At 67.1% G+C, this 22,248-nt stretch carries 23 protein-coding genes; 12 read left to right on the top strand and 11 right to left on the bottom strand.

Going from position 1 to position 22,248, the window contains the following annotated elements; genetic code table 11:
* Nucleotides 1-155: 155 nt before the first annotated feature.
* The 4 genes from DKT77_RS06130 to eutB all read right to left on the bottom strand — a co-directional run bounded on the left by DKT77_RS06130 (nt 156) and on the right by eutB (nt 5,261).
* Nucleotides 156-1,787: an alpha-D-glucose phosphate-specific phosphoglucomutase gene (locus tag DKT77_RS06130; RefSeq protein WP_109810835.1), complete on the bottom strand. Its 1,632-nt coding sequence runs from the start codon at nt 1,785-1,787 to the stop codon at nt 156-158.
* A 19-nt stretch (nt 1,788-1,806) separates the two neighbouring features.
* Nucleotides 1,807-3,177 (bottom strand): aspartate aminotransferase family protein, encoded by a 1,371-nt coding sequence (locus DKT77_RS06125; protein WP_109810834.1) that lies wholly within the window; start codon nt 3,175-3,177, stop codon nt 1,807-1,809.
* Nucleotides 3,178-3,271: 94 nt separating this feature from the next.
* Nucleotides 3,272-4,258, bottom strand: a complete 987-nt coding sequence (locus tag DKT77_RS06120; protein ID WP_109810833.1) for a cyclodeaminase — start codon at nt 4,256-4,258, stop codon at nt 3,272-3,274.
* Nucleotides 4,248-5,261, bottom strand: coding sequence for a hydroxyectoine utilization dehydratase EutB (gene eutB / locus DKT77_RS06115; RefSeq protein WP_109810832.1), 1,014 nt, complete (start codon nt 5,259-5,261; stop codon nt 4,248-4,250). Before eutB ends, DKT77_RS06120 begins: the two co-directional genes overlap by 11 nt.
* A 207-nt stretch (nt 5,262-5,468) precedes the next feature.
* Here eutB and DKT77_RS06110 point away from each other — a divergent pair, with 207 nt between their 5' ends.
* The 4 genes from DKT77_RS06110 to DKT77_RS06095 all read left to right on the top strand — a co-directional run bounded on the left by DKT77_RS06110 (nt 5,469) and on the right by DKT77_RS06095 (nt 9,065).
* Nucleotides 5,469-6,650, top strand: a complete 1,182-nt coding sequence (locus DKT77_RS06110; protein ID WP_109810831.1) for a M24 family metallopeptidase — start codon at nt 5,469-5,471, stop codon at nt 6,648-6,650.
* Entirely contained in the window at nt 6,647-7,807 is a 1,161-nt protein-coding gene (gene argE / locus DKT77_RS06105; protein WP_109810830.1) for an acetylornithine deacetylase, read from the top strand. The genes DKT77_RS06110 and argE overlap by 4 nt, the downstream gene beginning before the upstream one ends.
* Before the next feature lie 68 nt (nt 7,808-7,875).
* Complete coding sequence (gene aroQ, locus DKT77_RS06100; protein ID WP_109810829.1) at nt 7,876-8,319, top strand: type II 3-dehydroquinate dehydratase; 444 nt, start codon at nt 7,876-7,878, stop codon at nt 8,317-8,319.
* The gene (locus tag DKT77_RS06095; protein WP_109810828.1) at nt 8,316-9,065 is read left to right on the top strand and encodes a helix-turn-helix transcriptional regulator; all 750 of its coding nucleotides are present in this window, start codon (nt 8,316-8,318) and stop codon (nt 9,063-9,065) included. Before aroQ ends, DKT77_RS06095 begins: the two co-directional genes overlap by 4 nt.
* Nucleotides 9,066-9,422: 357 nt before the next feature.
* Here the strand turns inward: DKT77_RS06095 and tsf are convergent, their stop codons facing one another.
* Nucleotides 9,423-10,298, bottom strand: a complete 876-nt coding sequence (gene tsf, locus DKT77_RS06090) for a translation elongation factor Ts (RefSeq protein ID WP_109810827.1) — start codon at nt 10,296-10,298, stop codon at nt 9,423-9,425.
* 123 nt (nt 10,299-10,421) lie between these two features.
* Complete coding sequence (gene rpsB, locus DKT77_RS06085) at nt 10,422-11,192, bottom strand: 30S ribosomal protein S2 (RefSeq protein WP_109810826.1); 771 nt, start codon at nt 11,190-11,192, stop codon at nt 10,422-10,424.
* A 229-nt stretch (nt 11,193-11,421) separates the two neighbouring features.
* Between rpsB and DKT77_RS06080 the strand changes: the two genes are divergently transcribed.
* The 5 genes from DKT77_RS06080 to DKT77_RS06060 all read left to right on the top strand — a co-directional run bounded on the left by DKT77_RS06080 (nt 11,422) and on the right by DKT77_RS06060 (nt 15,224).
* Nucleotides 11,422-11,772, top strand: a complete 351-nt coding sequence (locus tag DKT77_RS06080) for a cupin domain-containing protein (protein WP_109810825.1) — start codon at nt 11,422-11,424, stop codon at nt 11,770-11,772.
* A gap of 109 nt (nt 11,773-11,881) precedes the next feature.
* Nucleotides 11,882-12,775 (top strand): PfkB family carbohydrate kinase, encoded by an 894-nt coding sequence (locus DKT77_RS06075; protein WP_109810824.1) that lies wholly within the window; start codon nt 11,882-11,884, stop codon nt 12,773-12,775.
* Nucleotides 12,772-13,689, top strand: a complete 918-nt coding sequence (locus tag DKT77_RS06070) for a pseudouridine-5'-phosphate glycosidase (protein WP_109810823.1) — start codon at nt 12,772-12,774, stop codon at nt 13,687-13,689. Before DKT77_RS06075 ends, DKT77_RS06070 begins: the two co-directional genes overlap by 4 nt.
* A 127-nt stretch (nt 13,690-13,816) precedes the next feature.
* Nucleotides 13,817-14,551, top strand: coding sequence for a DUF502 domain-containing protein (locus DKT77_RS06065; RefSeq protein WP_109810822.1), 735 nt, complete (start codon nt 13,817-13,819; stop codon nt 14,549-14,551).
* A 64-nt stretch (nt 14,552-14,615) separates the two neighbouring features.
* The gene (locus DKT77_RS06060) at nt 14,616-15,224 is read left to right on the top strand and encodes a LysE/ArgO family amino acid transporter (RefSeq protein ID WP_109810821.1); all 609 of its coding nucleotides are present in this window, start codon (nt 14,616-14,618) and stop codon (nt 15,222-15,224) included.
* A gap of 13 nt (nt 15,225-15,237) precedes the next feature.
* Here DKT77_RS06060 and DKT77_RS06055 read toward each other — a convergent pair whose 3' ends face one another.
* From DKT77_RS06055 to DKT77_RS06035, 5 genes are all read right to left on the bottom strand, one after another.
* Entirely contained in the window at nt 15,238-15,369 is a 132-nt protein-coding gene (locus tag DKT77_RS06055) for an entericidin A/B family lipoprotein (protein WP_238547717.1), read from the bottom strand.
* A gap of 143 nt (nt 15,370-15,512) precedes the next feature.
* Entirely contained in the window at nt 15,513-15,632 is a 120-nt protein-coding gene (locus tag DKT77_RS06050) for an entericidin A/B family lipoprotein (protein WP_146204967.1), read from the bottom strand.
* Between the two features lie 58 nt (nt 15,633-15,690).
* Nucleotides 15,691-16,740 carry a patatin-like phospholipase family protein gene (locus tag DKT77_RS06045; RefSeq protein WP_109810958.1) on the bottom strand — a complete coding sequence of 350 codons (1,050 nt, stop codon included), beginning with the start codon at nt 16,738-16,740 and terminating at the stop codon, nt 15,691-15,693.
* The gene (locus DKT77_RS06040; RefSeq protein WP_238547716.1) at nt 16,737-17,060 is read right to left on the bottom strand and encodes a pentapeptide repeat-containing protein; all 324 of its coding nucleotides are present in this window, start codon (nt 17,058-17,060) and stop codon (nt 16,737-16,739) included. Before DKT77_RS06040 ends, DKT77_RS06045 begins: the two co-directional genes overlap by 4 nt.
* Nucleotides 17,057-17,830 (bottom strand): 3-hydroxybutyrate dehydrogenase, encoded by a 774-nt coding sequence (locus DKT77_RS06035; protein WP_109810956.1) that lies wholly within the window; start codon nt 17,828-17,830, stop codon nt 17,057-17,059. Before DKT77_RS06035 ends, DKT77_RS06040 begins: the two co-directional genes overlap by 4 nt.
* 316 nt (nt 17,831-18,146) lie before the next feature.
* Here DKT77_RS06035 and DKT77_RS06030 point away from each other — a divergent pair, with 316 nt between their 5' ends.
* Genes DKT77_RS06030 through DKT77_RS06020 form a run of 3 tightly spaced genes read left to right on the top strand, consistent with a single transcriptional unit; the run spans nt 18,147 to nt 22,165 of the window.
* A complete protein-coding gene (locus DKT77_RS06030) occupies nt 18,147-19,964 on the top strand; it encodes an extracellular solute-binding protein (protein ID WP_109810819.1) in 1,818 nt (605 codons plus the stop codon).
* 37 nt (nt 19,965-20,001) lie between these two features.
* A complete protein-coding gene (locus DKT77_RS06025) occupies nt 20,002-21,537 on the top strand; it encodes a class I adenylate-forming enzyme family protein (RefSeq protein ID WP_109810818.1) in 1,536 nt (511 codons plus the stop codon).
* Complete coding sequence (locus tag DKT77_RS06020; protein ID WP_109810817.1) at nt 21,524-22,165, top strand: DsbA family oxidoreductase; 642 nt, start codon at nt 21,524-21,526, stop codon at nt 22,163-22,165. The genes DKT77_RS06025 and DKT77_RS06020 overlap by 14 nt, the downstream gene beginning before the upstream one ends.
* Nucleotides 22,166-22,248: the final 83 nt, after the last annotated feature.

The raw sequence follows: 22,248 nt of genomic DNA, 5'->3' as shown, positions 1-22,248 counted from the left end.
GCGCGGTCGGGCGGCTTCACAGGGCCAGCCCGACGCTCACTTGCCCTCTCGGCAAACAGCCCATGGCTGGCCTCATGCGGCCGGCACCGCACAGTACGCGGTGCCGATGGTGATGTCGCGCCGCAGGCGCGGCCGCTGGGTCGCTTTGCGGAGGCTCAGGTCATTACATCCGGCGCGGTGCGCCCGGTGTGTTGCCCGATCCCGGCGACGGCATCCGCCGCGGCAATCACTCCGGCAAGAGCCTCCTGCGCATCCCGGCCCTGCCGCGCGGGGTCCGTCTCAAGGTCTTCCATGTAAACCCGCAGGGTCGCGCCGACGGTGCCGGTCCCCGACAGGCGAAACACCACCCGCGCCCCGCCCTCGAACCAGACGCGGATGCCCTGGCCCTCGGCGCGGCTGCCGTCCACCGGATCGTCATATGCGAACTCGTCCGCCGCCGTCACCGCCAGCCCGGCGAAAGCCTGACCTGGCAGCGTCGCCAACCGGTCGCGCAGCCCCTGCATGAGCGCCTCTGCCGCCGCTGCATCCACGCCTTCGTAGTCATGCCGCGAATAGTAGTTGCGCCCGAACTCCGCCCAGTGCGCGGTAAGAAGGTCGGCAACCGACTTGTCGCTCGCCGCCAGGATGTTCAGCCACAGAAGCACTGCCCAAAGCCCGTCCTTCTCGCGCACATGGTCCGACCCGGTTCCAGCGCTTTCCTCGCCGCACAGCGTCGCGCGCCCCGCGTCCAGAAGGTTTCCGAAGAACTTCCATCCCGTCGGCGTCTCGTAGCAGTCCAGCCCGCGCGCCGCCGCCACCCGGTCGAGCGCGCCGGAGGTCGGCATCGACCGCGCCACCCCCGCAAGCCCACGGGCATAGCCCGGCGCGAGATGCGCGTTAGCCGCCAGCACAGCAAGGCTGTCCGAGGGCGTTACGTAGAGCCCGCGCCCGACGATCATGTTCCGGTCCCCGTCCCCGTCCGACGCCGCGCCAAAATCGGGCGCATCCGGGCCCATCATCAGATCCATCAGCGGCTTGGCCCAGATCGGGTTCGGGTCTGGGTGCCCGCCGCCGAAATCGGGGCTGGGCACCGCGTTCACCACGCTGCCCTGCGCCGCACCAAGCGTACCTTCCAGGATCGCCGTCGCATAGGGGCCGGTCACCGCGTGCATCGCATCGAAGCGCAGCGTGAAGCCCCGCGCGAACAGGTCGCGGATTGCGTCGAAGTCGAACAGCCCTTCCATCAGCGCGGCATAGTCCGCCACCGGGTCCACGACCTCCACCACCATATCGCCCAGGCGTGATTCGCCCACAACACCGAGATCGACATCCTGCGCTTCAAGGATCTCGTAGCTTTCGATGCTACGGGTCGCGGCGAAAATCCGGTCAGTCACCTCGGCCGGGGCCGGCCCGCCATTGGCGGTGTTGTACTTGATGCCGAAATCCTCGTCGATGCCGCCGGGATTGTGGCTGGCCGACATGATCAGCCCGCCATCCGCGCCCCGCTGGCGGATCAGGTTGGACGCCGCCGGGGTGGACAGCAGCGCGCCCTGCCCGACGATGACGCGCGCGGCGCCTCCCGCCGCAGCCATGCGCAGGATCACCTGCGCCGCCCGGTCGTTGAAATAGCGCCCGTCGCCGCCCAGCACGAGCGTCTTGCCCGCAACGCCGCCGATCGCCGACCAGACGGACTGAACGAAGTTTTCGAGGTAATGCGGTTCCATGAAGACACGGGTCTTCTTGCGCAGCCCCGACGTGCCGGGTTTCTGCCCCTCGATGGGGCGGGTGGTGACGGTGAGACGGTCCATGTCGCTCTCCTTGGGGCTGTCAGGCGAAAACCTTGGCAAGGGCGGCCGCGGTTTTTGCAACGATCACGTCAGCTTCTTCGCGGGTCAGGCACAGCGGCGGTGCAAAGCCAAGGATGTCGCCCTGTGGCATCGCCCGGCCGATCACGCCTGCGGCCATCAGCGCGCCCGCCACAGCCGGGCCGATCTTGGCCGAGGGATCGAAGAAGGTCCGTGTCGCCTTGTCCGCGACGAATTCAACCGCCGACAGCATCCCGATGCCGCGCACCTCGCCGACATTTGGATGATCAGCCAGCGCAAGGCGAAGCTGTTCGGTCAGGTACGGCCCGACACTGCCTGCATTCTCGACGAGGTTCAGTTTGTCCAGCACCTGCAGGTTTGCCACTCCCGCCGCCGCGCCGATGGGATGCGCGGAATAGGTCCAGCCGTGGCCGAGCGGCCCGTTCTCGTCCGTGCCCTGTTCCAGCACGCGCCAGACCTTGTCGGACACGATCGTCCCCGACAGCGGCGCATACGCGCTGGTCAGTCCCTTGGCGATGGTGATCAGATCCGCTTCCAGCCCGAAATGATCGGACCCGAACATCGAACCGAGCCGTCCGAAGCCGGTGACGACCTCGTCGGCGATCAGCAGGATGTCGTTGGCCTTCAGGATAGGCATGATCGCGTCCCAGTAGCCTGCGGGCGGCGGCACCAGCCCTCCGGTTCCCAGCACCGGTTCGGCTATGAAGGCGGCGATGGTGTCCGCGCCCTCGCGGTCGATCATCGCCTGCAACTCTGACGCGCAATGGGCGGTGAAGGCCTCTTCGTCCATCGCCTCGTGTTCGCGGCGGAAGAAGTACGGCGCGGTGGTATGCAGGATGCGGTCCAGCGGCAGGTCGAACTTCTGGTGAAACAGGTGCAGGCCCGTCATCGAGCCGGAGACAAGGCCCGATCCGTGATAGCCGCGCCAGCGCGAGATGATCTTCTTCTTCGCGGGCAGGCCGCGGATGTTGTTGTAGTACCAGACCAGCTTGATGTTCGTTTCGTTCGCGTCCGACCCGCCCAGCCCGAAATAGACCTTCGACATGTTCGCCGGCGCTCGGTCCAGGACCATCTTCGACAAGGTGATGGAGGCTTCTGTGCCGTGGCCGACATAAGCATGGTAATAGGCCAGTTCGCGCGCCTGCGCCGCGATCGCCTCGGACACTTCCTGTCGGCCATAGCCGATGTTCACGCAGTAGAGCCCCGCGAACCCGTCAAGAAAGCGGTTCCCGTCGCGGTCGGTGATGTGGCAGCCTTCGGCGGTGGTGATGATCCGGCTGGGGCTTTCGCCGCGCGCGTGCTGCGCAAGGTGTGTGGACGGGTGGAAGAAGTTCTCGCGATCCCAGCGGTCGAGCGTGTCGTTGGTCAGCATGGCCTGTCCCCCTGATGTGACTGTTTGCGCTACACCTACGCCCAAACGCGGCGCCGTGCACCCCCCCTTCGGCCCGGCTGCGCCGCATCGACGCTCAGACCTCGATGCGCGTGCCCGCGGACCCCAGCGCGCGCAGCGCGTGGGCGGCGATGGCGGTATCCTGCGCGCCGGTGCCCGTCAGGTCGCAGATTGTCACGCAGCGGGTCGAAGCGCGGCCTGCGCGCTGCCCGGCGACCAGTTGGCCCAGTTCGGGCGGCTCGGGCATCGACCACAGACCGGCCTCGAGAGCCGCGCGCAATTCGCCCATGGCGCGGACCTGCGCCAGCCGATCACAGACATAGAGATCGGCTGCCACCAACGCGTCGACGGCGATCTCGTTCTTGCCGGGCTGGTCCGACCCCATCGCGGTCACATGCAGGCCCGGATGCAGCATGGCACGGGTGATCATCGGGCTGCGAGCGGGCGTGGTCGTGACGACCAGCTGGCACGCCTCCGTCAGGCGGGGCAGGTCCGGCTCCGCCCGCGCGGCGACCCCGAGGCTGGCCGCGATGTCCGCAGCGCAGGCCGCCGCCTTCGCGCCGTCGCGCCCCCATACCCTCACTTCGGAAAAAGGCCGCACGAGATGCGCCGCGGCGATCTGCATCCGGGCCTGCACGCCGGTCCCGACAACGCCCGCGACATCGACCCTGGAAGGCGCGAGGTGCCGCGCCGCGACCGCGCCCGCCGCCGCCGTGCGCAGGTCGGTCAGGTAGCCGTTGTCGAGAAACACCGCCTCCAGCAGGCCGGTGCGCGCCGACAGCAGCACCATCAGCCCGTTCAGGCTGGGCAGGCCCCGCGCCGGGTTGTCGAAGAAGCCGGGGCTGATCTTGACTGCGAACCCGTCGAAACCCGGGAGCCAGGCGGTCTTGACGTCCACCTCGCCATTGACCTGCGGCAGGTGCATCGACAGGACCGGCGGCATCACCGCGCCCGGTGCGGCCAGCGCGGAGAACGCCGCTTCGACAGCGTCCACGGCCGCAAGATCCAGCGGCAGGGCCGCGCGCAACTCAGCCTCGGTCACGATCCGCACTTCATGCGCCATGTGCCGTCCCCTTCACCAAAAGGTCGCCAAGCCGTATGTCCTGCCCCGTCACGACGCGAGTGAACTGGTCCATGTCCACGTTGCGCCCCGTGATGATCGTGCCCACCGGCCCGCGCAGGTCCGGCAGCCGCCGGGCCAGCAGCGCCGCAAGCCCGACAACGCAGGCCCCTTCGGCGACCAGACGGTCGGCGTGGAACAGCGCCTGCATGGCGGAATAGATCTCGGGCTCGGTCACCAGCACCACGTCGTCCAGAAGGTCGCGGCACATGGGAAAGGTCAGCCGGTTGTCCATCCCGATCCCGCCGCCAAGGCTGTCGGCAAGGCTGGGATACTCGATCACCTGCACCGGGCGGCCAACCTTGAGGCTTTCCGCCATCGCCGCACCGCGGTCCATGCTCAGCCCGATCACGCGGATGGCGGGATTGATCGCCTTCGCCGCCAGAGCGACCCCGGCCGCCAACCCGCCGCCCGAGAGCGGCACCAGAAGTGTGGCCAGCGACGGGCAGGCTTCGAGCATCTCGAGCCCGATGGTGCCCTGCCCGGCGATCACGCGCGGATCGTCGAAGGGCGAGATTTCGGCCAGCCCTTCCTCGGCAACAAGGCGGCGCGCCTCGGCCAGCGCGTCGTCCTGCGACCGGCCGGTGATGCGCACCTCGGCCCCCAGCGCGCGGATGCCGTCGATCTTCGTCTGCGGAACCAGCGCGCTCATGCAGATCACCGCGCGCAGACCGCGGGCGCGCGCCGCCTGCGCCACGCCGCGGCCGTGGTTGCCGGTGGAACAGCAGGTCACGCCCGCCACGTCTTTGGGCAGCGCGGCCACGGCATTCAGAGCGCCGCGCAGCTTGAACGCGCCGATGGGCTGCATCTGTTCCAGCTTCAGCCACAGCTCGATCCCCAGCCGCGGCCCAAGCGTCGAAGGGATCATCGGCGTGCCGTCCGCGCGGCCCGCGATCACGCGGCGGGCGGCCAGGATGTCGGCAAGGGTCGGACGCGGGTCGCTCATGCCCCAGTCATAGGAAAGCCCACACTGCGGCGATAGCCCGTTTTCGCATCGCACCGGCGCCCAATTTCCGGGCAAGGCGCCACCGAAGTTCGCAACGGCGCGCAAAAAGGTCGGTTTCGGGCCGTCTTCGGTCGCTCAATCCCCGCACGGCCAGCGGATCGTCAGGCATGGCTCGCGGAACGCAGTGTTGTCGAGGTTTCCCGCCCCATGCCTTTCGGTCCCGCCTTCACCCCCGGCGAATACGCCCGCCGCCTGAAACAGACCCGCGCCGCGATGGCCGCCGCAGGCATCGACGTGCTTATTGCGACCGATCCGTCGAACCAGAACTGGCTGACCGGCTACGACGGCTGGTCATTCTACGTCCATCAGGCGGTGATCCTGCCGATGGAGGGCAAGCCGGTCTGGTGGGGCCGCGGACAGGACGCCAACGGCGCGGTGCGCACGGTGGACCTTGCGGCGGTGGAGGTCACCTCGTACCCCGACAATTACGTCCAGTCGACCGAACGGCATCCGATGCAGCACCTGGCCGGCGTTCTGTCGGAAATGGGGCTGGGCGATGCCCGCGTCGGTGTCGAGATGGAGAACTACTACTACTCCGCCAAGGCCCATGCTGTTCTGTTCGACACGCTGCACGGCGCAACTCCGGTCGATGCCACGGCGCTTGTGAACCGCGAACGGGGCTGCAAGTCGCCGGAGGAACTGGCCTTCATGCGCAAGGCCGCCCGCATCGCCGAGAAGGTCCAGACCACTGCGCTGGATCTCGCCGCGCCGGGGCTTCGCAAGAACGACCTCGCGGCCGAGATCCAGTCGGTCTGCCTGCGCGGCGACGGCGAGGACTGGGGCGACTACCCGGCGATCGTGCCGCTGATGCCGTCGGGGACCGATGCCGCCGCGCCGCATCTGACATGGAACGGCGACGTGATGCAGACCGGCGAGGCGACGTTCTTCGAGCTGGCGGGCTGCTATCGGCGTTACCACGTGCCGCTGTCGCGCACGATTTACCTTGGCGAACCACCCGATCATCTGCGCCGCGCAGAGGAGGCGCTTCTGGAGGGCCTCGAGGCCGGGATCGAAGCGGCCCGCCCCGGCAACCGCGCCTGCGACATCGCAAACGCGCTGGGCGCGGCGATGGAACGCGCGGGCATCGACCGGGGCGCGCGCTGCGGCTACCCGATCGGGCTGTCGTATCCGCCCGACTGGGGCGAGCGCACGATCTCGCTGCGCAGCGAGGACGAAAGCGTGCTGAAACCCGGCATGACCTTCCATTTCATGCCCGGCATCTGGATGCACGACTGGGGACTGGAGATCACGGAATCGATCCTGATCCGCGAGGCCGGTCCGGCCGAGGCGTTCTGTACCCTGCCCCGGAAACTGTTCGTGAAGTCATGACGCGCCTGCGGGACACCATCGACCTGCTGGACCGGCTGGTGGCGTTTCCCACCGTATCGAGCGACAGCAACCTGGAGATGATCGCAACGTTGGCGCATCTGCTCGAGGACGCAGGTGCGCGTTGCGAGGTGTTGCTCGACGCGGCCGGTGCGAAGGCCAATCTGTTCGCCACGATCGGTCCCGAGGCACCGGGCGGGATCGTGCTGTCGGGCCACAGCGACGTGGTGCCGGTGGCGGATCAGGACTGGACGGGCGATCCCTTCATCATGCGCAGCGACGGGCAGCATCTTTATGGTCGCGGCACCTGCGACATGAAGGGGTTCATCGCCTGCGCGGTGACGATGGCCCCGGACTTCGCGGCCCGCCCACTGCGCCGCCCGATCCATTTCGCCTTCACCCATGACGAGGAAGTCGGCTGCCTTGGTGCACAGGCGCTTTGCGCCGTGCTGGCCGAACGCGCGGCACGGCCCGCGATGGCGATCATCGGCGAGCCGACCCAGATGCAGGTGATCGACGGGCACAAGGGGTGCTGCGAATACACCACCCGCTTCGAGGGGCTGGAAGGGCACGGCTCGAACCCGGACGGGGGCGTGAACGCGGTGGAATACGCCGCGCGTTATGCAACGCGCCTGCTGGACCTGCGTGAGAGGCTGAAGGCCCGCGCGCCGCATCCGCCCGCCTTCGACCCGCCGCACACGACGATCAATATCGGCGCGTTGGTCGGCGGGGTCGGGCACAACGTGATCGCCGGCAAGGCGCGGGTGGACTGGGAAATGCGCCCGGTGCAGCCCGGCGACGCCGCCTTCGTGCATGACGATCTCGACAGCTTCTGCCGCGAGGTGCTGCTGCCCGCGATGCAGGCTGTGCATGGCGGCGCGGAGATCACGACCGAAGTGATCGGCGAAGTGGCCGGGCTACAACCTGCCGCGGCCAACGCGGCGCGCGACCTGATGGTGGCGCTGACCGGGCGCGCCGATGTGGGCACCGTCCCCTTCGGCACGGAAGCCGGATTGTTCCAGGCACTGGGCCTCTCCGCGGTAGTCTGTGGGCCCGGCGCCATTGCGCAAGCCCATAAACCGGACGAATTCATTGAAATCGCCCAACTGGACCGCTGCCTTGCGTGGCTGGACCGGCTTGGCGCGCACGCGGCGGGCTGACCCCTTGTCTCGGCCCTCGACAGGGTCCATTGCGTCGGCATAGTCTTTCCGCAGGGGAACGAAGCGACATGACCGACATCCTGGTTCTCAACGGGCCAAACCTGAACATGCTCGGGCTGCGCCAACCCGAAGTCTACGGCCGCACCACGCTGGCCGAGATCGAGGCGCTGTGCCACGCGGCAGCCGCCGATCTCGGAATGACGGTCACCTGCCTGCAGTCGAACCACGAAGGCGCGCTGATCGACGCGATCCATGCCGCGCGCGGCAGCCGTGACGGGATCGTGCTGAATGCAGGCGCCTATACCCATACCTCGGTGGCGCTTATGGATGCTATCGCCTCGGCCGAAGTGCCGGTGGTGGAACTGCACCTGTCGAACATTCACGCCCGCGAACCCTTTCGCCACAAGAGCTGGATCGCACCGGTCGCCGTCGGGCAGATCTGCGGTTTCGGCCCGGCTGGCTATGCCCTCGCGCTGCGCGCACTGGCCGGACACCTGGAGACCCTGACATGAGCTTTCTTGACGATATCGAGACGATCAGCGACGCGCCCAATGTCGAGGCCGTGTGGGACGTGCTTGTGGACCGACTGGGCGAGCACGGCTTCGACCGGCTGATGTATGGGCTGACCCGCTACAAGACCGCCAACTCCTTCGGCGACCCACAGGACATGCTGGTACTGACCAACCACCCACCGGCCTATACCGACCGCTTCATCGGCGAGGCGATGTATTTCCACGCCCCGATGGTCGGATGGTCGGCCGAGAACGTCGGCGCCTGCGGCTGGCGCTGGGTTCAGGAGAACTTCGACAGCTTCACCGCAGCCGAAAAGCGCGTGCTGGAATTCAACAAGTCGATGGGGGTCGTGGCGGGCTACACGATCAGTTTCCCGCATTCCTCGCACAGGTCGCGCGGTGCGATGGCCCTCACGGCGCGCGCCGGGCTGAGCCAGGCGGACGTCGATGCGATCTGGCAGGCGCATGGCCGCGAGATCCAGGCCCTGAGCAACGTCGCACATCTGAAGCTGATGTCGCTGCCGCATACCGGGTCGCGACGTGCGCTCACCAAGCGCCAGCGCGAGGTGCTGGAATGGGTCGGCGACGGGAAAACCACGCAGGATATCGCCGATATCATGGGCCTGACCGCTGCGACGGTGGAAAAGCACCTGCGTTTGGCGCGCGACGCGCTCGACGTCGAAACGACGGCGCAGGCGGTAATGAAGGCATCGCTCCAGAACCAGATCTTCACACTGGAGCCGTGACGCTGACTTTGGTCAGGTTTTCCCGACTATCGTCCATATCGTTAACAGGACATGAAAGGGGTGTTCCCATGCTGGCGGCCGCAAGGCCGGGGGACCGCCGGACCAACCCGCGCCGCAATTTCGGCCGGGCTCCGGCGTACCGGGAAACCGGACCGCATGGCACGGGATATTTGACCCGATCCGCCATGACAGCCTTCGCGGTCGCATCTTCCCCACAAGCGCGCGACCCGCGAACGCAAGGGGCGGTGCGGACATCCCTCCGCACCGCCCCTATTTTCTTGTCGTTCACACCGGGTCCGGGCCGAAAGGCCGCCGCGCTCCGGCGCGCAGGGCACCTGAGCGCGGGCGGACCCGCAATCAGCCCTGCGCGGCCTTGGCCACTTCGGCGGCGAAGTCTTCTTCGACCTTCTCGATGCCTTCGCCGACGGCAAGACGCACGAAGCCGGTCACAGTAACGCCCGCTTCCTTGGCCGCAGCGCCGACCGTCAGATCGGGGTTCACGACGAAGGACTGATTCAGAAGCGTGACTTCCGAGAAGAACTTCTTCATGCGGCCTTCGATCATCTTCTCGATCACGCCTTCCGGCTTGCCGCTTTCGCGCGCCTGCTCGGTCAGGATCGACTTCTCGCGCTCGACCAACTCGGGGTCGATGTCGCCTTCGTCAAGCGAGGCGGGGTTGATCGCGGCGACATGCATCGCGACCTGGCGACCGAACTCGGCGTTGTCGCCGGTCATGGCGACCAGAACGCCGATCTTGCCCATGCCGTCAGCGGCGGCATTGTGCACGTAGGACACGACGGTCTCACCCTCGATGGTCGACATGCGGCGCACCGACATGTTCTCGCCGATGGTGGCGATCTTGTCGGTGATGGTCGCCTCGACCGACTTGCCGCCAAGATCGGCGGCCTTCAGCGCGTCGATGTCCGACACGCCGAGCGCCGCAGTGGCGATGCCCTTGACCATGGTCTGGAACTCGGCGTTCTTGGCGACGAAGTCGGTTTCCGAATTGACCTCGACCGCGATCCCCTTGCCGCCGTCCACGGCGACCGCGACAAGACCTTCCGCTGCGGTGCGGCCGGATTTCTTGGCGGCTTTGGCCAGACCCTTGGTCCGCAGCCAGTCCACGGCTGCTTCCATGTCGCCGCCCGTCTCGGTCAGGGCTTTCTTGGCGTCCATCATGCCCGCGCCGGTCATGTCGCGCAGTTCTTTGACCAATGCTGCTGTAATTGCCATGGCTGGCTCCTTTGGTTCTCGCATAGACCTGCCGGGCGTAGCCGCGGCCGGTGACAGATTTGTAATGCTCGGAGGCAAAAAACGCGGCAGGCCCCGGCTGTTCGCGCCGGGGCCGCGCCCGGATCAGCTTTCGGCGGGCGCGTCGGCGGCCAGCGATTCTTCTTCCAGACCTTCCTCGAACTCGCCGAGGTCGATGCCGGCCGCGCCCATCTGTGCGGTCATGCCGGCCAACGCGGCGCGCGCCACGAGGTCGCAATAGAGGCTGATGGCGCGCGCGGCGTCATCGTTGCCGGGAATGATGTAGTCCACCCCGTCGGGCGAGCAGTTGGTATCGACCACGGCCACTACCGGGATGCCCAGCTTCTTGGCCTCGAGGATCGCCAGATCCTCTTTCTTGACGTCGATCACAAACAGCAGATCCGGCACGCCGCCCATTTCGCGGATGCCGCCAAGAGACGCCTGCAGTTTGGTCTGCTCGCGTTCCATGCTCAGCCGCTCGCGCTTGGTCAGGCCCGCCGCGCCGCCTTCCATCTGCTCGTCGATCGCCTTGAGGCGGTTGATCGAGTTGGAAACGGTCTTCCAGTTGGTCAGCGTGCCGCCCAGCCAGCGGTGGTTCATGTAGTACTGCGCGCATTTTTCGGCCGCCTCGGCGATCGGCTTCTGCGCCTGACGCTTGGTGCCGACGAACAGGACGCGTCCGCCCTTGGCGACGGTCTCGCGCACGGCTTGAAGCGCGGCGTCCAGCATCGGGGCTGTCTGCGTCAGGTCGACGATGTGGATCCCGTTGCGGTCGCCGTAGATGTACGGCGCCATGCGCGGGTTCCAGCGTTGGGTCTGGTGACCAAAGTGCACGCCAGCTTCCAGAAGCTGACGCATGGTGAAATCGGGCGTCATGTCCGTTCTCCTTTTCCGGTTTGCGCCTCGGCGGGGTGCAGGGCATGTGCCCAACCGGTGGACCTTTGGGGATGTCTCCCCCATCGGCCCGACCCCGCCTGCGAAGTGTGGCTGCCATTAGACGGTTCCTTCCCGGAAGGCAAGCCCCTTGCCCACCACCGGTGCAGCACTGCTTGACCGGCGGGGGAGCCGCCGCATACCGTTCGGCCATTCCGTCAGGAGATGCGCCATGCTGCCGCCATTCATCGAAGGTCTTCCCGCACTCGACATTCCGTTTCCCGAACATGTCGTCAGCGCGCGGGCCGTCCGCTCGGGCCATGCGCTGGTGGTGTTTTTCACCTTCCACAGCGATGTGGAACTGCCCACGCACAGCCATGGGCCGCAATGGGGCACGCTCGTGCAGGGTCAGGTGACACTCACCATTGGCGGGGTCACGCAGGTCAAGCGCCCGGGCGAGACCTGGGATATACCAGACGGCGTGCCGCACAGCGTGCACATCACCGCGGGCAGCGTGGTGATCGACGTTTTCGCGGAACCCGACAGATACCCCCTGCGCGACGAGAGCGGCAACGACGACTGAGACAGCAAAACCGGCTTGTCAAACCACGCCGTCCGCGCCACCAAGGGAAGATGATCGCGATTTTCCCCTCCCGTTCCAGCCGCGCCTCCGCATGTGGGAAGATCGCGGCATGAGCCACCCCGAAGGCCTTATCCCCTGCATCGGGTCCGTCCTGTGGGACCTGATCGGGCGTCACCCCCACACCATGCGCCGGGGCGACGACCGGCCCGGCACCGTCACCCGCCTGCCCGGCGGTGTCGCGATGAACGTGGCGCAGACGCTGGTCCGGTTCGGGCGGCGACCGACGGTACTGACCTGCATCGGAACCGATCCGGAAGGCGAGGAGCTGATCGCCGCCTGCACGGGACTTGGCGTGGACACCTCTCTCGCGCTGCGCCGCGGCGACCTGCCGACCGACCGATACATGGCCATCGAAGGTGCGAATGGCCTGATCGCCGCCATCGCCGACGCCCGCTCCCTCGAAGAGGCCGGGGCGGACATCCTTGCACCGCTGACCGACGGGCGGCTTGGCGATGCGGACGCTCCCTTCGATGGGCCGGTCGTGCTGGACGGCAACCTGTCCGAGGCACTGCTGAAGGAAATCGCGACCTCGCCCTTTCTTGCCGCCGCGGACCTTCGGATCGTGCCCGCCTCGCCCGGCAAGGCGCTGCGGCTGGAGCCGCTCCTCCGCCTCGCGAATGCGACACTTTATCTGAACCTCGAAGAAGCGGCACTTCTCGCGGGTGTGGAATTCCTGGCCGCGCCCGACGCCGCGCGCTTCCTGATCGAGCGCGGCAGTGCGCGGGTGCTGGTCACCGATGGTGCGCAGCCCGCCGCCGACGCTGCCGCGGATGGGCTCATCACCGGGCAACCCCCAATGGTGGAGCCGCGCCGCATCACCGGGGCGGGCGACACCTTCATGGCAGCCCATATCGCGGCCGAGGCGCAGGGCCACAGCCGACCCTTCGCGCTGGAGGCCGCCTTGCAGGCCGCCGCCACCTATGTTGCGGGAGACGACACATGAAAGCCCCCCTCGCCTTCAGCCCCGAGGTCACCGCAGCGCGCGATGCCGGTGCGCCCATCGTTGCGCTGGAAAGCACCATCATCACCCACGGTATGCCCTGGCCCGACAACCTGGAGATGGCCCGGACCGTCGAACAGGCGGTGCGCGATGCAGGCGCCACCCCCGCGACCATCGCGGTGCAGGACGGGCATCTTCAGATCGGGCTGGACGATGCGGCGCTGACCGCGCTGGCGCAGGCCCGCGATGTCGCCAAGCTATCGCGCGCCGACATGGCCGCCTGCCTTGCGACCGGTGGGACAGGCGCGACCACGGTCTCCGCCACGATGATTTCCGCACATCTGGCCGACATCCGGGTCTTCGCGACAGGCGGGATCGGCGGTGTGCACAAAGGCGCAGAAACAAGTTTCGACATCTCCGCCGACCTGCAGGAACTGGCACAGACGCCAGTGACCGTGGTCTGCGCCGGGGCCAAGGCGATCCTCGATCTGCCCAAGACCTTCGAAGTGCTGGAAACGTTGGGTGTGCCGGTGATCGCGGTCGGGCAGGATGTGCTGCCGGCCTTCTGGTCGCGCAGCGGCCCGATCCCGGCACCGCTGCGCATGGACGAACCGGCCACCATCGCGCGCGCCGGTGCGCTGCGCGCAGCGCTCGGCCTGCCGGGCGGGCAATTGGTCGCGCTGCCGATCCCGACCGCGGACGAGATCCCCGCCGAGACGCTGGGCCCGGCCATCGCACAGGCGCAGGCCGAGGCCGACGCGCAGGGCATCACGGCGAAGGCTGTCACGCCGTTTCTGCTCAACCGTCTGTTCGAATTGACCGAGGGACGCTCGCTGAGGGCCAACATCGCGCTCGTGCTCAACAACGCCCGATTTGCGGCAGCCATTGCCCGCGAATTCAGCAGCGCGCCGCAATAATCGGCGTATGGGCACCGACACGGGCCCGCCTGCCGTTGTAGCCCGCCAAGGCAATCTCTACATTCTGCCGCAGTGCCTTCATGTGCCGCGATACTACTCCGGCGCGCCTAACCAGAACTGAGACCCGATGCTCGATCCGCTTGATCCCAATGCCTCCGACCACGACACCGAACGCCGCAAATCCGGCCTGCTGGGCGGACTGCGCGCCAGCTTTCTAACCGGCATCGTGGTGATCGCGCCCATCGGGCTGACCGTCTACCTGCTGTGGACGATCATGGGCTGGATCGACAGCGTGGTGCTGCCGCTGGTGCCGGGGCCCTGGCGGCCCGAACAGTATATCGGCATCAACCTGCGCGGCGTCGGGGTGATCTTCTTCATCCTGTTCACCATCGTGATCGGCTGGGTTGCCAAGGGCCTGATCGGGCGGTCGCTGATCAAGTGGGCCGAAGGGCTTGTCGATCAGATGCCGGTTGTGCGGTCGATCTACAACGGACTGAAACAGATCGCGGAAACCGTCTTTGCCCAACAGGACGCAAGTTTCGAGAAGGCCTGCCTTGTCGAGTATCCGCGCAAGGGCATCTTCGCCATCGGCTTCATCTCGACCAATGCCAAGGGCGAGATCAACCGTGTCGCCGGGGGTATGGACCCGCTGCTGAGTGTGTTCGTGCCGACCACTCCGAACCCGACGTCCGGGTTCCTGCTGTTCTTCAAGGAAAGCGAGGTCACGGTTCTGGACATGACGGTGGAGGACGCGGCGAAGCTGGTCATCTCGGCCGGGCTGGTCTATCCGGACGAGGCGACGGCCCCGGAAACGCCGCTTGTCCGCATCCCAGAGAAGGCGGTGCGCGAAAGCTGGCGCTGAGCGCGGGCCGCGCTGACAGCCCAACCGCCGCGTGACGCGGCCCGCACCGGACCGCACAGCCCACATGCTTTCCGCCCTGACGGTCGGCTTCGCCACCGGCTTCTCGCTGATCCTCGCCATCGGGGCGCAGAATGCGTTCGTGCTGCGGCAGGGACTGCTGCGCCAGCACGTCTTCGCGCTGTGTCTGTTCTGCGCGGCGTCGGATGCGGCGCTGATCGCGCTGGGAGTGGCGGGTTTCGGCGCGATTACCGGCGCATGGCCGCTGTTTCCGCAGATCATGGCACTGGCCGGGGCGGCGTTCCTTCTGGTCTACGGGGCGCTGCGGTTCCGCGCGGCTTGGCGCGGCGGCGAAACACTTCGGGCCGAGGGCCAGGCCCCGAGCCTGCGCCGAACGCTTGCCACGGCGGCAGCCTTCACCTGGCTGAACCCGCACGTCTATCTCGACACGGTCGGGTTGATAGGCGCGGTGTCCACGCAGTTTTCGCCGGACGCGCGGGCGGCCTTTGGCGGTGGCGCCGTGGCGGCGTCCTTCGTGTTCTTCTTCGGGCTGGGCTACGGCGCGCGCTGGCTGGCGCCGCTGCTGCGCACAGCGGCGGCGTGGCGCGCGCTGGATGCCGGTATCGGCGCGGTGATGTGGGCGCTCGCCGCCAAGCTGATCGCCGGGTTGGGCTGAACGCCCGCCATCATCAGTTGGCCGCTGCCGCAGCCTCGGCCTGCACGGCCTCTCCCGCGTTCTCGATGTCCTGACCGGCCCCACTGACCGTGTTGCACCCGGCCAGCACGAAGCCCGCCACACAAAGCCCAACGATGAAACGCATCTTGCCCATTCCTTTCCTGCCTGTTCGCGGCAGCGATACGCCGCCACGTTCTAGTGGCACGAAAACGGCTGGGGGACGTGCGGGTTCCACATCGCGCCGGAAAAATCCCGCGCGGCGCGACGGCCCCGGCTGGACCGGGCCTGTCAGTTGGCCGCGTTCTGCACCGCCTGACCCGCGCGTTCGATATCCTGCCCGGCGCCGCGCACCGTGTTGCACCCCGCCAGCACAAGCGCCGCCAGACACAGCCCCATCATCACCCGCATGCCATGACCTCATGGTTTGTCGTTATGCGCGCAAGGTGCCATGCGCCGGCAGCGGCGTCTAGTTGAACATCGCCGCCAGATCGACCGTGCTGCGGTGGTTCAGATCGTCCCGGTGCGCGGCAAGAAACGCCTCGGCAGACCGGGCGCCCGCGTCGCGCAGTTTGCCGATGATGTAGGGGGCCGGAACCAGCTTGGTGGCGACCGAAAGATCGTTCATCAGCGCGTCGTCCGCGATCATGTGGATGCGCGGGTCGCGGAAAGTGCCGGCGTCCAGCCGCCCGTCGGCGATCATCCGCTTTACGAAGGAGATCGCCCTCAACTCGCGCAGAAGCGACGAGTTGAAGCTGATCTCGTTGATGCGGTTCTGGATCTCGGTCGGGGTGCGCGGCATCTCCTCGCGTTCAAGCGGGTTGATGTTGATCACCACGATGTCCTCGGGAAAGCGGTGGTCGAACAGCGGGAAGAGCGCCGGGTTGCCGGTATATCCACCATCCCAGAACTCCTCGTCACGGCCGGTTTCAGTGTCGTGGATCGTGACCGCCTGGAACACAGTTGGCAGGCAGGCCGAAGCGAGGATGACGTCGGTGCTGACCTCCTCCTGCCGGAAGACGCGGATCTTGCCGTTGCGCACGCGCGTCGTGTTGACGAAGAAGGCGGGCCCAGCCTCGCCGCAGACCCGGTCATAGTTCAGCCGGTCCACGATACGGCGCAGCGGGTGGCGGTAGAACGGGCCATAGGCATAGGGGCTGACCATCCGGCTGGCCGCATCCGCCACCGCGAAGGGGAGCGAGTATTCCAGCCCCTTGGATACGATGGCCGGATCGGGAAACACGGCGTTCATCCACGCGGTAAACCGCATGTCGTTGACCGCGCCGATCTGCCGCCACAGCCAATCCAGATTGTCGATCGCAGCCTGGCGGCCGCCATCGTCACCGCCAGCGGCAAGCCCCGCCTTCACCGCCGCGCCGTTCAGCGCTCCGGCAGATGTCCCCGAGATCGCCGCGATCTCGATGCCGGGATCCCCTAGAAGCACCCGAAGCGCGCCCCAGGTGAAAGCCCCATGCGCGCCCCCGCCCTGCAAGGCAAGATTGATCCGCTTGGCAGTCATCGTGCTTCCCATCTATCAAGCAGATCCGTGACAAGGATGCCGTTGATCGTCATTCCCGCAACATTCGCATCGCGGATCGTCACGTTGGTCAGGTCGGCGTTTTCTATGACTGTGCCGGACAGTCGGACGTCGCGCAGGTGGGCATTTGCCATGTTTGCGTTCTCGGCACGCATGCCGGATAGGTTCGTATTCTCGATCTGCACCCCGGCCAGCGAGCAATCGGAGAAGGTGGACCCGTCAAAGCGGACCCGCGCGAAGCGCGAGTCCGACACAGACGCCCCATCGAGATCGAGCGCGCCCTGCCACTGAGCCCCGGTCACATCGCCGTCCAGCCGCCGTCCACGCTGATCGTCGTGCCGGTGATCTGTGCCGCCGCGTCCGAGCACAGGAAGGCGACCGTACCGCCCAGTTGCTCGGTGGTGGCGAATTCGCGACTGGGCTGGCGGGTCAGGATCACATCGTTCAGCGCGGTCTCCCGGTCCATGCCGTACTTCTCCATCGTGTCGGGGATCTGGCTTTCCACGAGCGGGGTCAGCACGTAGCCGGGGCAGACCGCGTTCGCGGTGATCGGTTCTTTCGCGGTTTCCAGCGCGGTCACCTTGGTGAAGCCCACGACACCATGCTTGGCCGCCACGTATGCGCCCTTGTAGGGCGAAGCGCGCAAGCCGTGTGCGCTGGCGATATTTACGATCCGGCCCCAGCCCGCTTCGCGCATGATCGGAAGCGCCTCCGCCGTGGTATGGAAGGCCGAGGACAGCATGATCGCGATGATCGCGTCCCACTTCTCAACCGGGAAATCCTCGATCGAGGCGACATGCTGGATGCCTGCGTTGTTCACGAGGATATCGCAGCGCCCGGCCTGCTTGATCAGAGCGCGGGCCTCGGCACCCTTGGACAGGTCCGCCTGGATGTAGCGCGCGGTGACGCCATGCTCCTTGCCGATCCGCTCCGCCAGGGCGTGATCGTCCTCGGAATCTGTGTAGGAGTTCAGCACGACATCGGCGCCGGCGCGGGCCAGTTCCTCGGCCACGCCCAGGCCGATCCCGGAGTTCGACCCTGTGACGACTGCGGTTTTCCCTTTGAGCGACATGGACTGCCCTTCCTGCTGCGGTTGCATCATGGCGCACATAGTGCACATGCAGCGAGAAGGCGAAAGCCCCGATCCGGCGGCGCGTCAGGGCGCCGCCCGGCGCACCGGGCTTGGCATCGAGATTCTGCAACCGCGCACAAAAAAAGCGCCCGCACAAGGCGGGCGCCAGTCATTGAGGCAGGTTTCATACAGGCAAGAAACCTATCGAGCAGTGATTTCAATATAGGGAATTCACCGACCCACTCCAACCCAAAAGTTTGAGCCGGCACAAAACTTTGATAGCGTGACCCAAAACACGGTAAACCGGGCAGGATACATGACAGACCGCTTCCCTCTCCTTCACAGGTTGGCCGCTCCCGTGGCCGCGCTGGCGCTGTGCTGCGTTGCCGCGACGGCACAGACCGGCCCGCAGCATGGCATAGCTATGTATGGCGAACCGGCCCTTCCACCTGATTTTGTGTCCCTGCCCTACGTGAACCCCCAAGCGCCCAAAGGCGGCCGGATCGTTTTCGGCGAGGTCGGCGGGTTCGATTCGCTCAATCCCCACATCCTGAAGGGCAACGCGCCGTGGGGCGTGCAAAGCCATGTCTTCGAAGGGCTGATGGGCCGCAGCTGGGACGAACCGTTCACCCTGTACGGGTTGCTGGCCGAAACGGTGGAGACCGGACCGAATCGCGAATGGGTCGAATTCACCCTGCGCCCCGAAGCCCGATTCTCCGACGGCAGCCCTGTCACCGTCGAGGATGTGATCTGGTCCCACACGATCCTTGGCACCGAAGGCCATCCGCGATTCCACGCTGCATGGCAGAAAGTCGACCGCCTCGAACAGACCGGCCCGCGCAGCGTGCGCATCACGTTCAACACGCCGGACCGTGAATTGCCACTGATCATGGGCCTGCGCCCGATCTTCCAGAAGGCGCAATGGGACGGACGCGATTTCGCCGCCTCGTCCATGACCGCACCGGTCGCAACCGGCCCCTACGTGATCGACGCGGCCGAACCGGGCCGCAGCCTCGTGCTGCGCCGGAACCCGGAATATTGGGGCCGCGATCTGCCCTTCGCGCGGGGCCAGTACAACCTTGACGAGATCCGCTATGAATACTTTGCTGACAGCGGCGTGATGTTCGAGGCTTTCAAGGCGGGCGAGATCACCAGTTTCCGCGAAACCGACGCGGCACGCTGGGAGGAAGGGTACGACTTCGATGCGGTGACCTCGGGCCGGATCGTCCGGGCCGAGATCCCGCACGAGCGGCCCACCGGCATTTCTGGCCTCGTATTCAACACCCGCAGCCCGGTTTTCACCGACTGGCGCGTGCGCGATGCGCTGCTGCACGCCTTCAACTACACCTTCATTGCCCAGACCCAGACCGGCGGGGCCGACCCCCGCATCCCCAGCTTCTTCGGCAACTCCGTTCTGGCGATGCGCGAAGGGCCCGCCGAGGGCCGGGTGCGCGCCCTTCTGGAACCTTTCGCGGACGACCTGCTTCCCGGCGCGCTGGACGGCTATGCCCTGCCGGAGGGGGACGGGACAGCGCGCAATCGCAAGGGCATCCGCACCGCAATGCAGCAACTCGAGGCGGCGGGGTGGACCCCGAAGGACGGCGTTATGAGCGACGCGAACGGCACCCCCCTGACCTTCGAGATCCTGCTACGGCAAGGATCGGCCCAGGAACAGGCCATCGTGAACATCTTCGCCGAGGCGCTGGAACGGCTGGGCATCCGCCCCGAGATCACCACGATCGACAGCGCACAATATGTCGAGCGGACAAATCTCTACGATTTCGACATGGCGTTCTATCGGCGCGCGCTGTCACTCAGCCCCGGCAATGAACAGATCCTCTACTGGGGCGCTCAGGGCGTCACCGAACCCGGCAGCCGCAACTGGATGGGCATGGACAGCCCCGCAGCGGAAGCGATGATCGATACGATGCTGAACGCCCGCACGGCCGAAGAGTTCACCGCCGCCGTGCGCGCGCTCGACCGGGTGCTGACCACGGGGCGCTACGTGATCCCGTTGTGGTACTCGGCGGCGTCCCGGCTTGCCTACCGGGCAGAGTTGCATTTCCCCGATCGACTGCCGCTCTACGGCGACTGGAGCGGCTTCCAGCCCGACGTGTGGTGGTGGGAGGACTGACCGCGCGCCGCGCGCCCGAACGCGCCGGAGGACCCGCATGAGGAACGCGCTGTCCTGCGTGGACAGCGGCCCGGCACCGCAATGCCCGGCCGCGTTCAACCTTGCCGCCCATGTGCTGCGCCACGCGGACCGGCAGCCGGGCAAGACCGCGCTGTCCATCCTTCACGCGGACGCACCCGAGGACCTGAGTTTTGGCGCGCTGGCGGCGCGAGTAGGCACCATCGCGGGCGCGCTGCGCGCCCGGCATCTTCCGGAAGGCGCCACGGTGCTGCTGCGGCTGGGCAACAGTCCGGACTTCCCGCTGGTTTTCCTCGGCTGCATCTCTGCGGGGCTGGTGCCTGCCGTGACCTCGGCGCAGCTCACCGTACCTGAGATCACCGCGATGGCGGCACAGGTGGCCCCGGTTCTGACGGTGGCCGCGCCCGACGTCGCGCTGCCGGATCCGGCCCCCTGCCCGGTCTGCGCCCCGTCGGACCTTGCCGGGCATCCACCCGTCGCCCCGCATCCTGCGGGGGCGGACCGGCCGGCCTACATGGTCTTCACCTCGGGCACGTCGGGGCTGCCGCGCCCGGTGCTGCACGCACATCGCGCGGTCTGGGCGCGCAAGATGATGACACGGGGCTGGTACGGGCTGACCGCCGAGGACCGTGTGCTGCATGCTGGCGCGTTCAACTGGACCTACACGCTGGGCTGCGGCCTTCTTGACCCCTGGGCGATGGGTGCAACGGCGCTGATCCCCGCGCCGGGCACCCCGCCTGCCAATCTGCCCGCCCTCATGGCGCGCCACCGTGCCACGATCTTCGCCGCTGCGCCCGGGGTCTACCGGCAGATGCTGCGCGGCCATGTCCCGCCGCTGCCCGCCTTGCGGCACGGCCTTTCTGCGGGCGAAAAGATGTCACCCGCCCTGCACGACGCGGTCGCCGCCGCGACGGGCCGCCAGGTGCACGAGGCGTTCGGCATGTCCGAATGTTCGACCTTCATCTCCGGCAGCCCGGACCGGCCCGCGCCAACCGACACGCTGGGCTTCGTGCAGCCGGGCCGCCGCGTGGCGCTGCTGGGCGACGATGGCGCCCCGGTCCCGCTCGGAATGCCCGGCACCATCGCCGTCGGCAGGGAAGATCCGGGCCTGATGGTGGGCTATCCCGGCGCCCCGGACGAGACCGCCGCCCGTTTTACCCCCGATGGCGCCTGGTTTCTGACCGGCGACCGGGCCGAGATGGGCGCGGACGGCGCGATCCGCTATCTCGGGCGCGAAGACGACATGATGAATGCAGGCGGCTTCCGGGTCTCGCCGCTGGAGGTGGAGGCCGCTGTCGGCGCGCATCCCGACATCGCCGAAGCCGCCGCCTTCGAGGCTCCGCTGGGCGGCGGCCGGAGCGTCATCGCACTGGCCTATACCGGCCCGGCCCCGCTGCCCGATGCCGCCCTGCAGGCGTTTGCAGCCGACCGGCTGGCCCGCTACAAGTGCCCCAGACTGTTCCTGCACCGCGCCGCCCTTCCGCGCGGCGGCAATGGAAAGATCCTGCGTCGTCAGTTGCGCCAAGAGTTCGAGGAAACCGATGGTCAAACTTGACATCTTTTCAGATCCGATCTGCCCATGGTGCCTGATCGGCAAGACACAGTTGGACCGCGCGCTGGCCCAGCGTCCCGATCACCCGTTCACAATCGTCTGGCACCCGTTCCAGCTGAACCCCGACATGCCTGCAGAAGGCATGGACCGGCGAGACTATCTTGAAACCAAGTTCGGCGGACGCGACAAGGCGGTTCAGGTCTATTCCCAGATCGATGCAGCCGCCCGTGCGGTGGGGCTTGACCTGAACCTTGAAGGGATCAAGCGCACGCCGAACACCCGCAATGCACACCGGCTGATCCTGTGGGCCGAAATGGAGGGCATGCAAGGCGCCGTGGTGGACGCGTTGTTCACCGCCTATTTCATGGATGGGCGTGACATCGGCGATCTGGATGTTCTGGCCGATGTGGCCGACATGAGCGGGCTGGACGCGGCGGTGGTGCGTCGGCTGCTGTCGGGCGACAGCGACCTGCAGGAAATCGTGGATCGCGACGCCACCGCCCGCGCCATGGGGCTGACCAGCGTGCCGACCTTCATCGTGGCCGGGCAGCACGCCGTGCCCGGCGCGCAACCCACCGAGTTGTGGCTGAAGGTGATCGACGAATTGACCAGCGCGGATCAGAACGCCTGAACGGAGCCCGGGTTCCGCGCGTTGGCGCAGGGATATCTGTGCGGCCACGGCCGCGATTCGGCGTTTCCGCGCGGTTGGGAATG

The sequence above is a fragment of the Meridianimarinicoccus roseus genome (assembly GCF_003172915.1).
Classification (GTDB): domain Bacteria; phylum Pseudomonadota; class Alphaproteobacteria; order Rhodobacterales; family Rhodobacteraceae; genus Meridianimarinicoccus; species Meridianimarinicoccus roseus.
This window is presented reverse-complemented; position numbering and strand designations above follow the sequence as displayed.

Coding starts and splice junctions, on each gene's coding strand:
- tsf (WP_109810827.1), bottom strand. CDS start 10,298: ATGGCAATTACAGCAGCATTGGTCAAAGAACTGCGCGACATGACCGGC.
- DKT77_RS06110 (WP_109810831.1), top strand. CDS start 5,469: ATGCCTTTCGGTCCCGCCTTCACCCCCGGCGAATACGCCCGCCGCCTG.
- DKT77_RS06035 (WP_109810956.1), bottom strand. CDS start 17,830: ATGTCGCTCAAAGGGAAAACCGCAGTCGTCACAGGGTCGAACTCCGGG.
- DKT77_RS06055 (WP_238547717.1), bottom strand. CDS start 15,369: ATGCGTTTCATCGTTGGGCTTTGTGTGGCGGGCTTCGTGCTGGCCGGG.
- eutB (WP_109810832.1), bottom strand. CDS start 5,261: ATGAGCGACCCGCGTCCGACCCTTGCCGACATCCTGGCCGCCCGCCGC.
- rpsB (WP_109810826.1), bottom strand. CDS start 11,192: ATGACGCCCGATTTCACCATGCGTCAGCTTCTGGAAGCTGGCGTGCAC.
- DKT77_RS06025 (WP_109810818.1), top strand. CDS start 20,002: ATGAGGAACGCGCTGTCCTGCGTGGACAGCGGCCCGGCACCGCAATGC.
- DKT77_RS06120 (WP_109810833.1), bottom strand. CDS start 4,258: ATGGCGCATGAAGTGCGGATCGTGACCGAGGCTGAGTTGCGCGCGGCC.
- DKT77_RS06075 (WP_109810824.1), top strand. CDS start 11,882: ATGAGCCACCCCGAAGGCCTTATCCCCTGCATCGGGTCCGTCCTGTGG.
- DKT77_RS06130 (WP_109810835.1), bottom strand. CDS start 1,787: ATGGACCGTCTCACCGTCACCACCCGCCCCATCGAGGGGCAGAAACCC.
- DKT77_RS06125 (WP_109810834.1), bottom strand. CDS start 3,177: ATGCTGACCAACGACACGCTCGACCGCTGGGATCGCGAGAACTTCTTC.
- DKT77_RS06020 (WP_109810817.1), top strand. CDS start 21,524: ATGGTCAAACTTGACATCTTTTCAGATCCGATCTGCCCATGGTGCCTG.
- DKT77_RS06030 (WP_109810819.1), top strand. CDS start 18,147: ATGACAGACCGCTTCCCTCTCCTTCACAGGTTGGCCGCTCCCGTGGCC.
- DKT77_RS06045 (WP_109810958.1), bottom strand. CDS start 16,740: ATGACTGCCAAGCGGATCAATCTTGCCTTGCAGGGCGGGGGCGCGCAT.
- DKT77_RS06080 (WP_109810825.1), top strand. CDS start 11,422: ATGCTGCCGCCATTCATCGAAGGTCTTCCCGCACTCGACATTCCGTTT.
- DKT77_RS06050 (WP_146204967.1), bottom strand. CDS start 15,632: ATGCGGGTGATGATGGGGCTGTGTCTGGCGGCGCTTGTGCTGGCGGGG.
- aroQ (WP_109810829.1), top strand. CDS start 7,876: ATGACCGACATCCTGGTTCTCAACGGGCCAAACCTGAACATGCTCGGG.
- DKT77_RS06065 (WP_109810822.1), top strand. CDS start 13,817: ATGCTCGATCCGCTTGATCCCAATGCCTCCGACCACGACACCGAACGC.
- argE (WP_109810830.1), top strand. CDS start 6,647: ATGACGCGCCTGCGGGACACCATCGACCTGCTGGACCGGCTGGTGGCG.
- DKT77_RS06060 (WP_109810821.1), top strand. CDS start 14,616: ATGCTTTCCGCCCTGACGGTCGGCTTCGCCACCGGCTTCTCGCTGATC.
- DKT77_RS06070 (WP_109810823.1), top strand. CDS start 12,772: ATGAAAGCCCCCCTCGCCTTCAGCCCCGAGGTCACCGCAGCGCGCGAT.
- DKT77_RS06095 (WP_109810828.1), top strand. CDS start 8,316: ATGAGCTTTCTTGACGATATCGAGACGATCAGCGACGCGCCCAATGTC.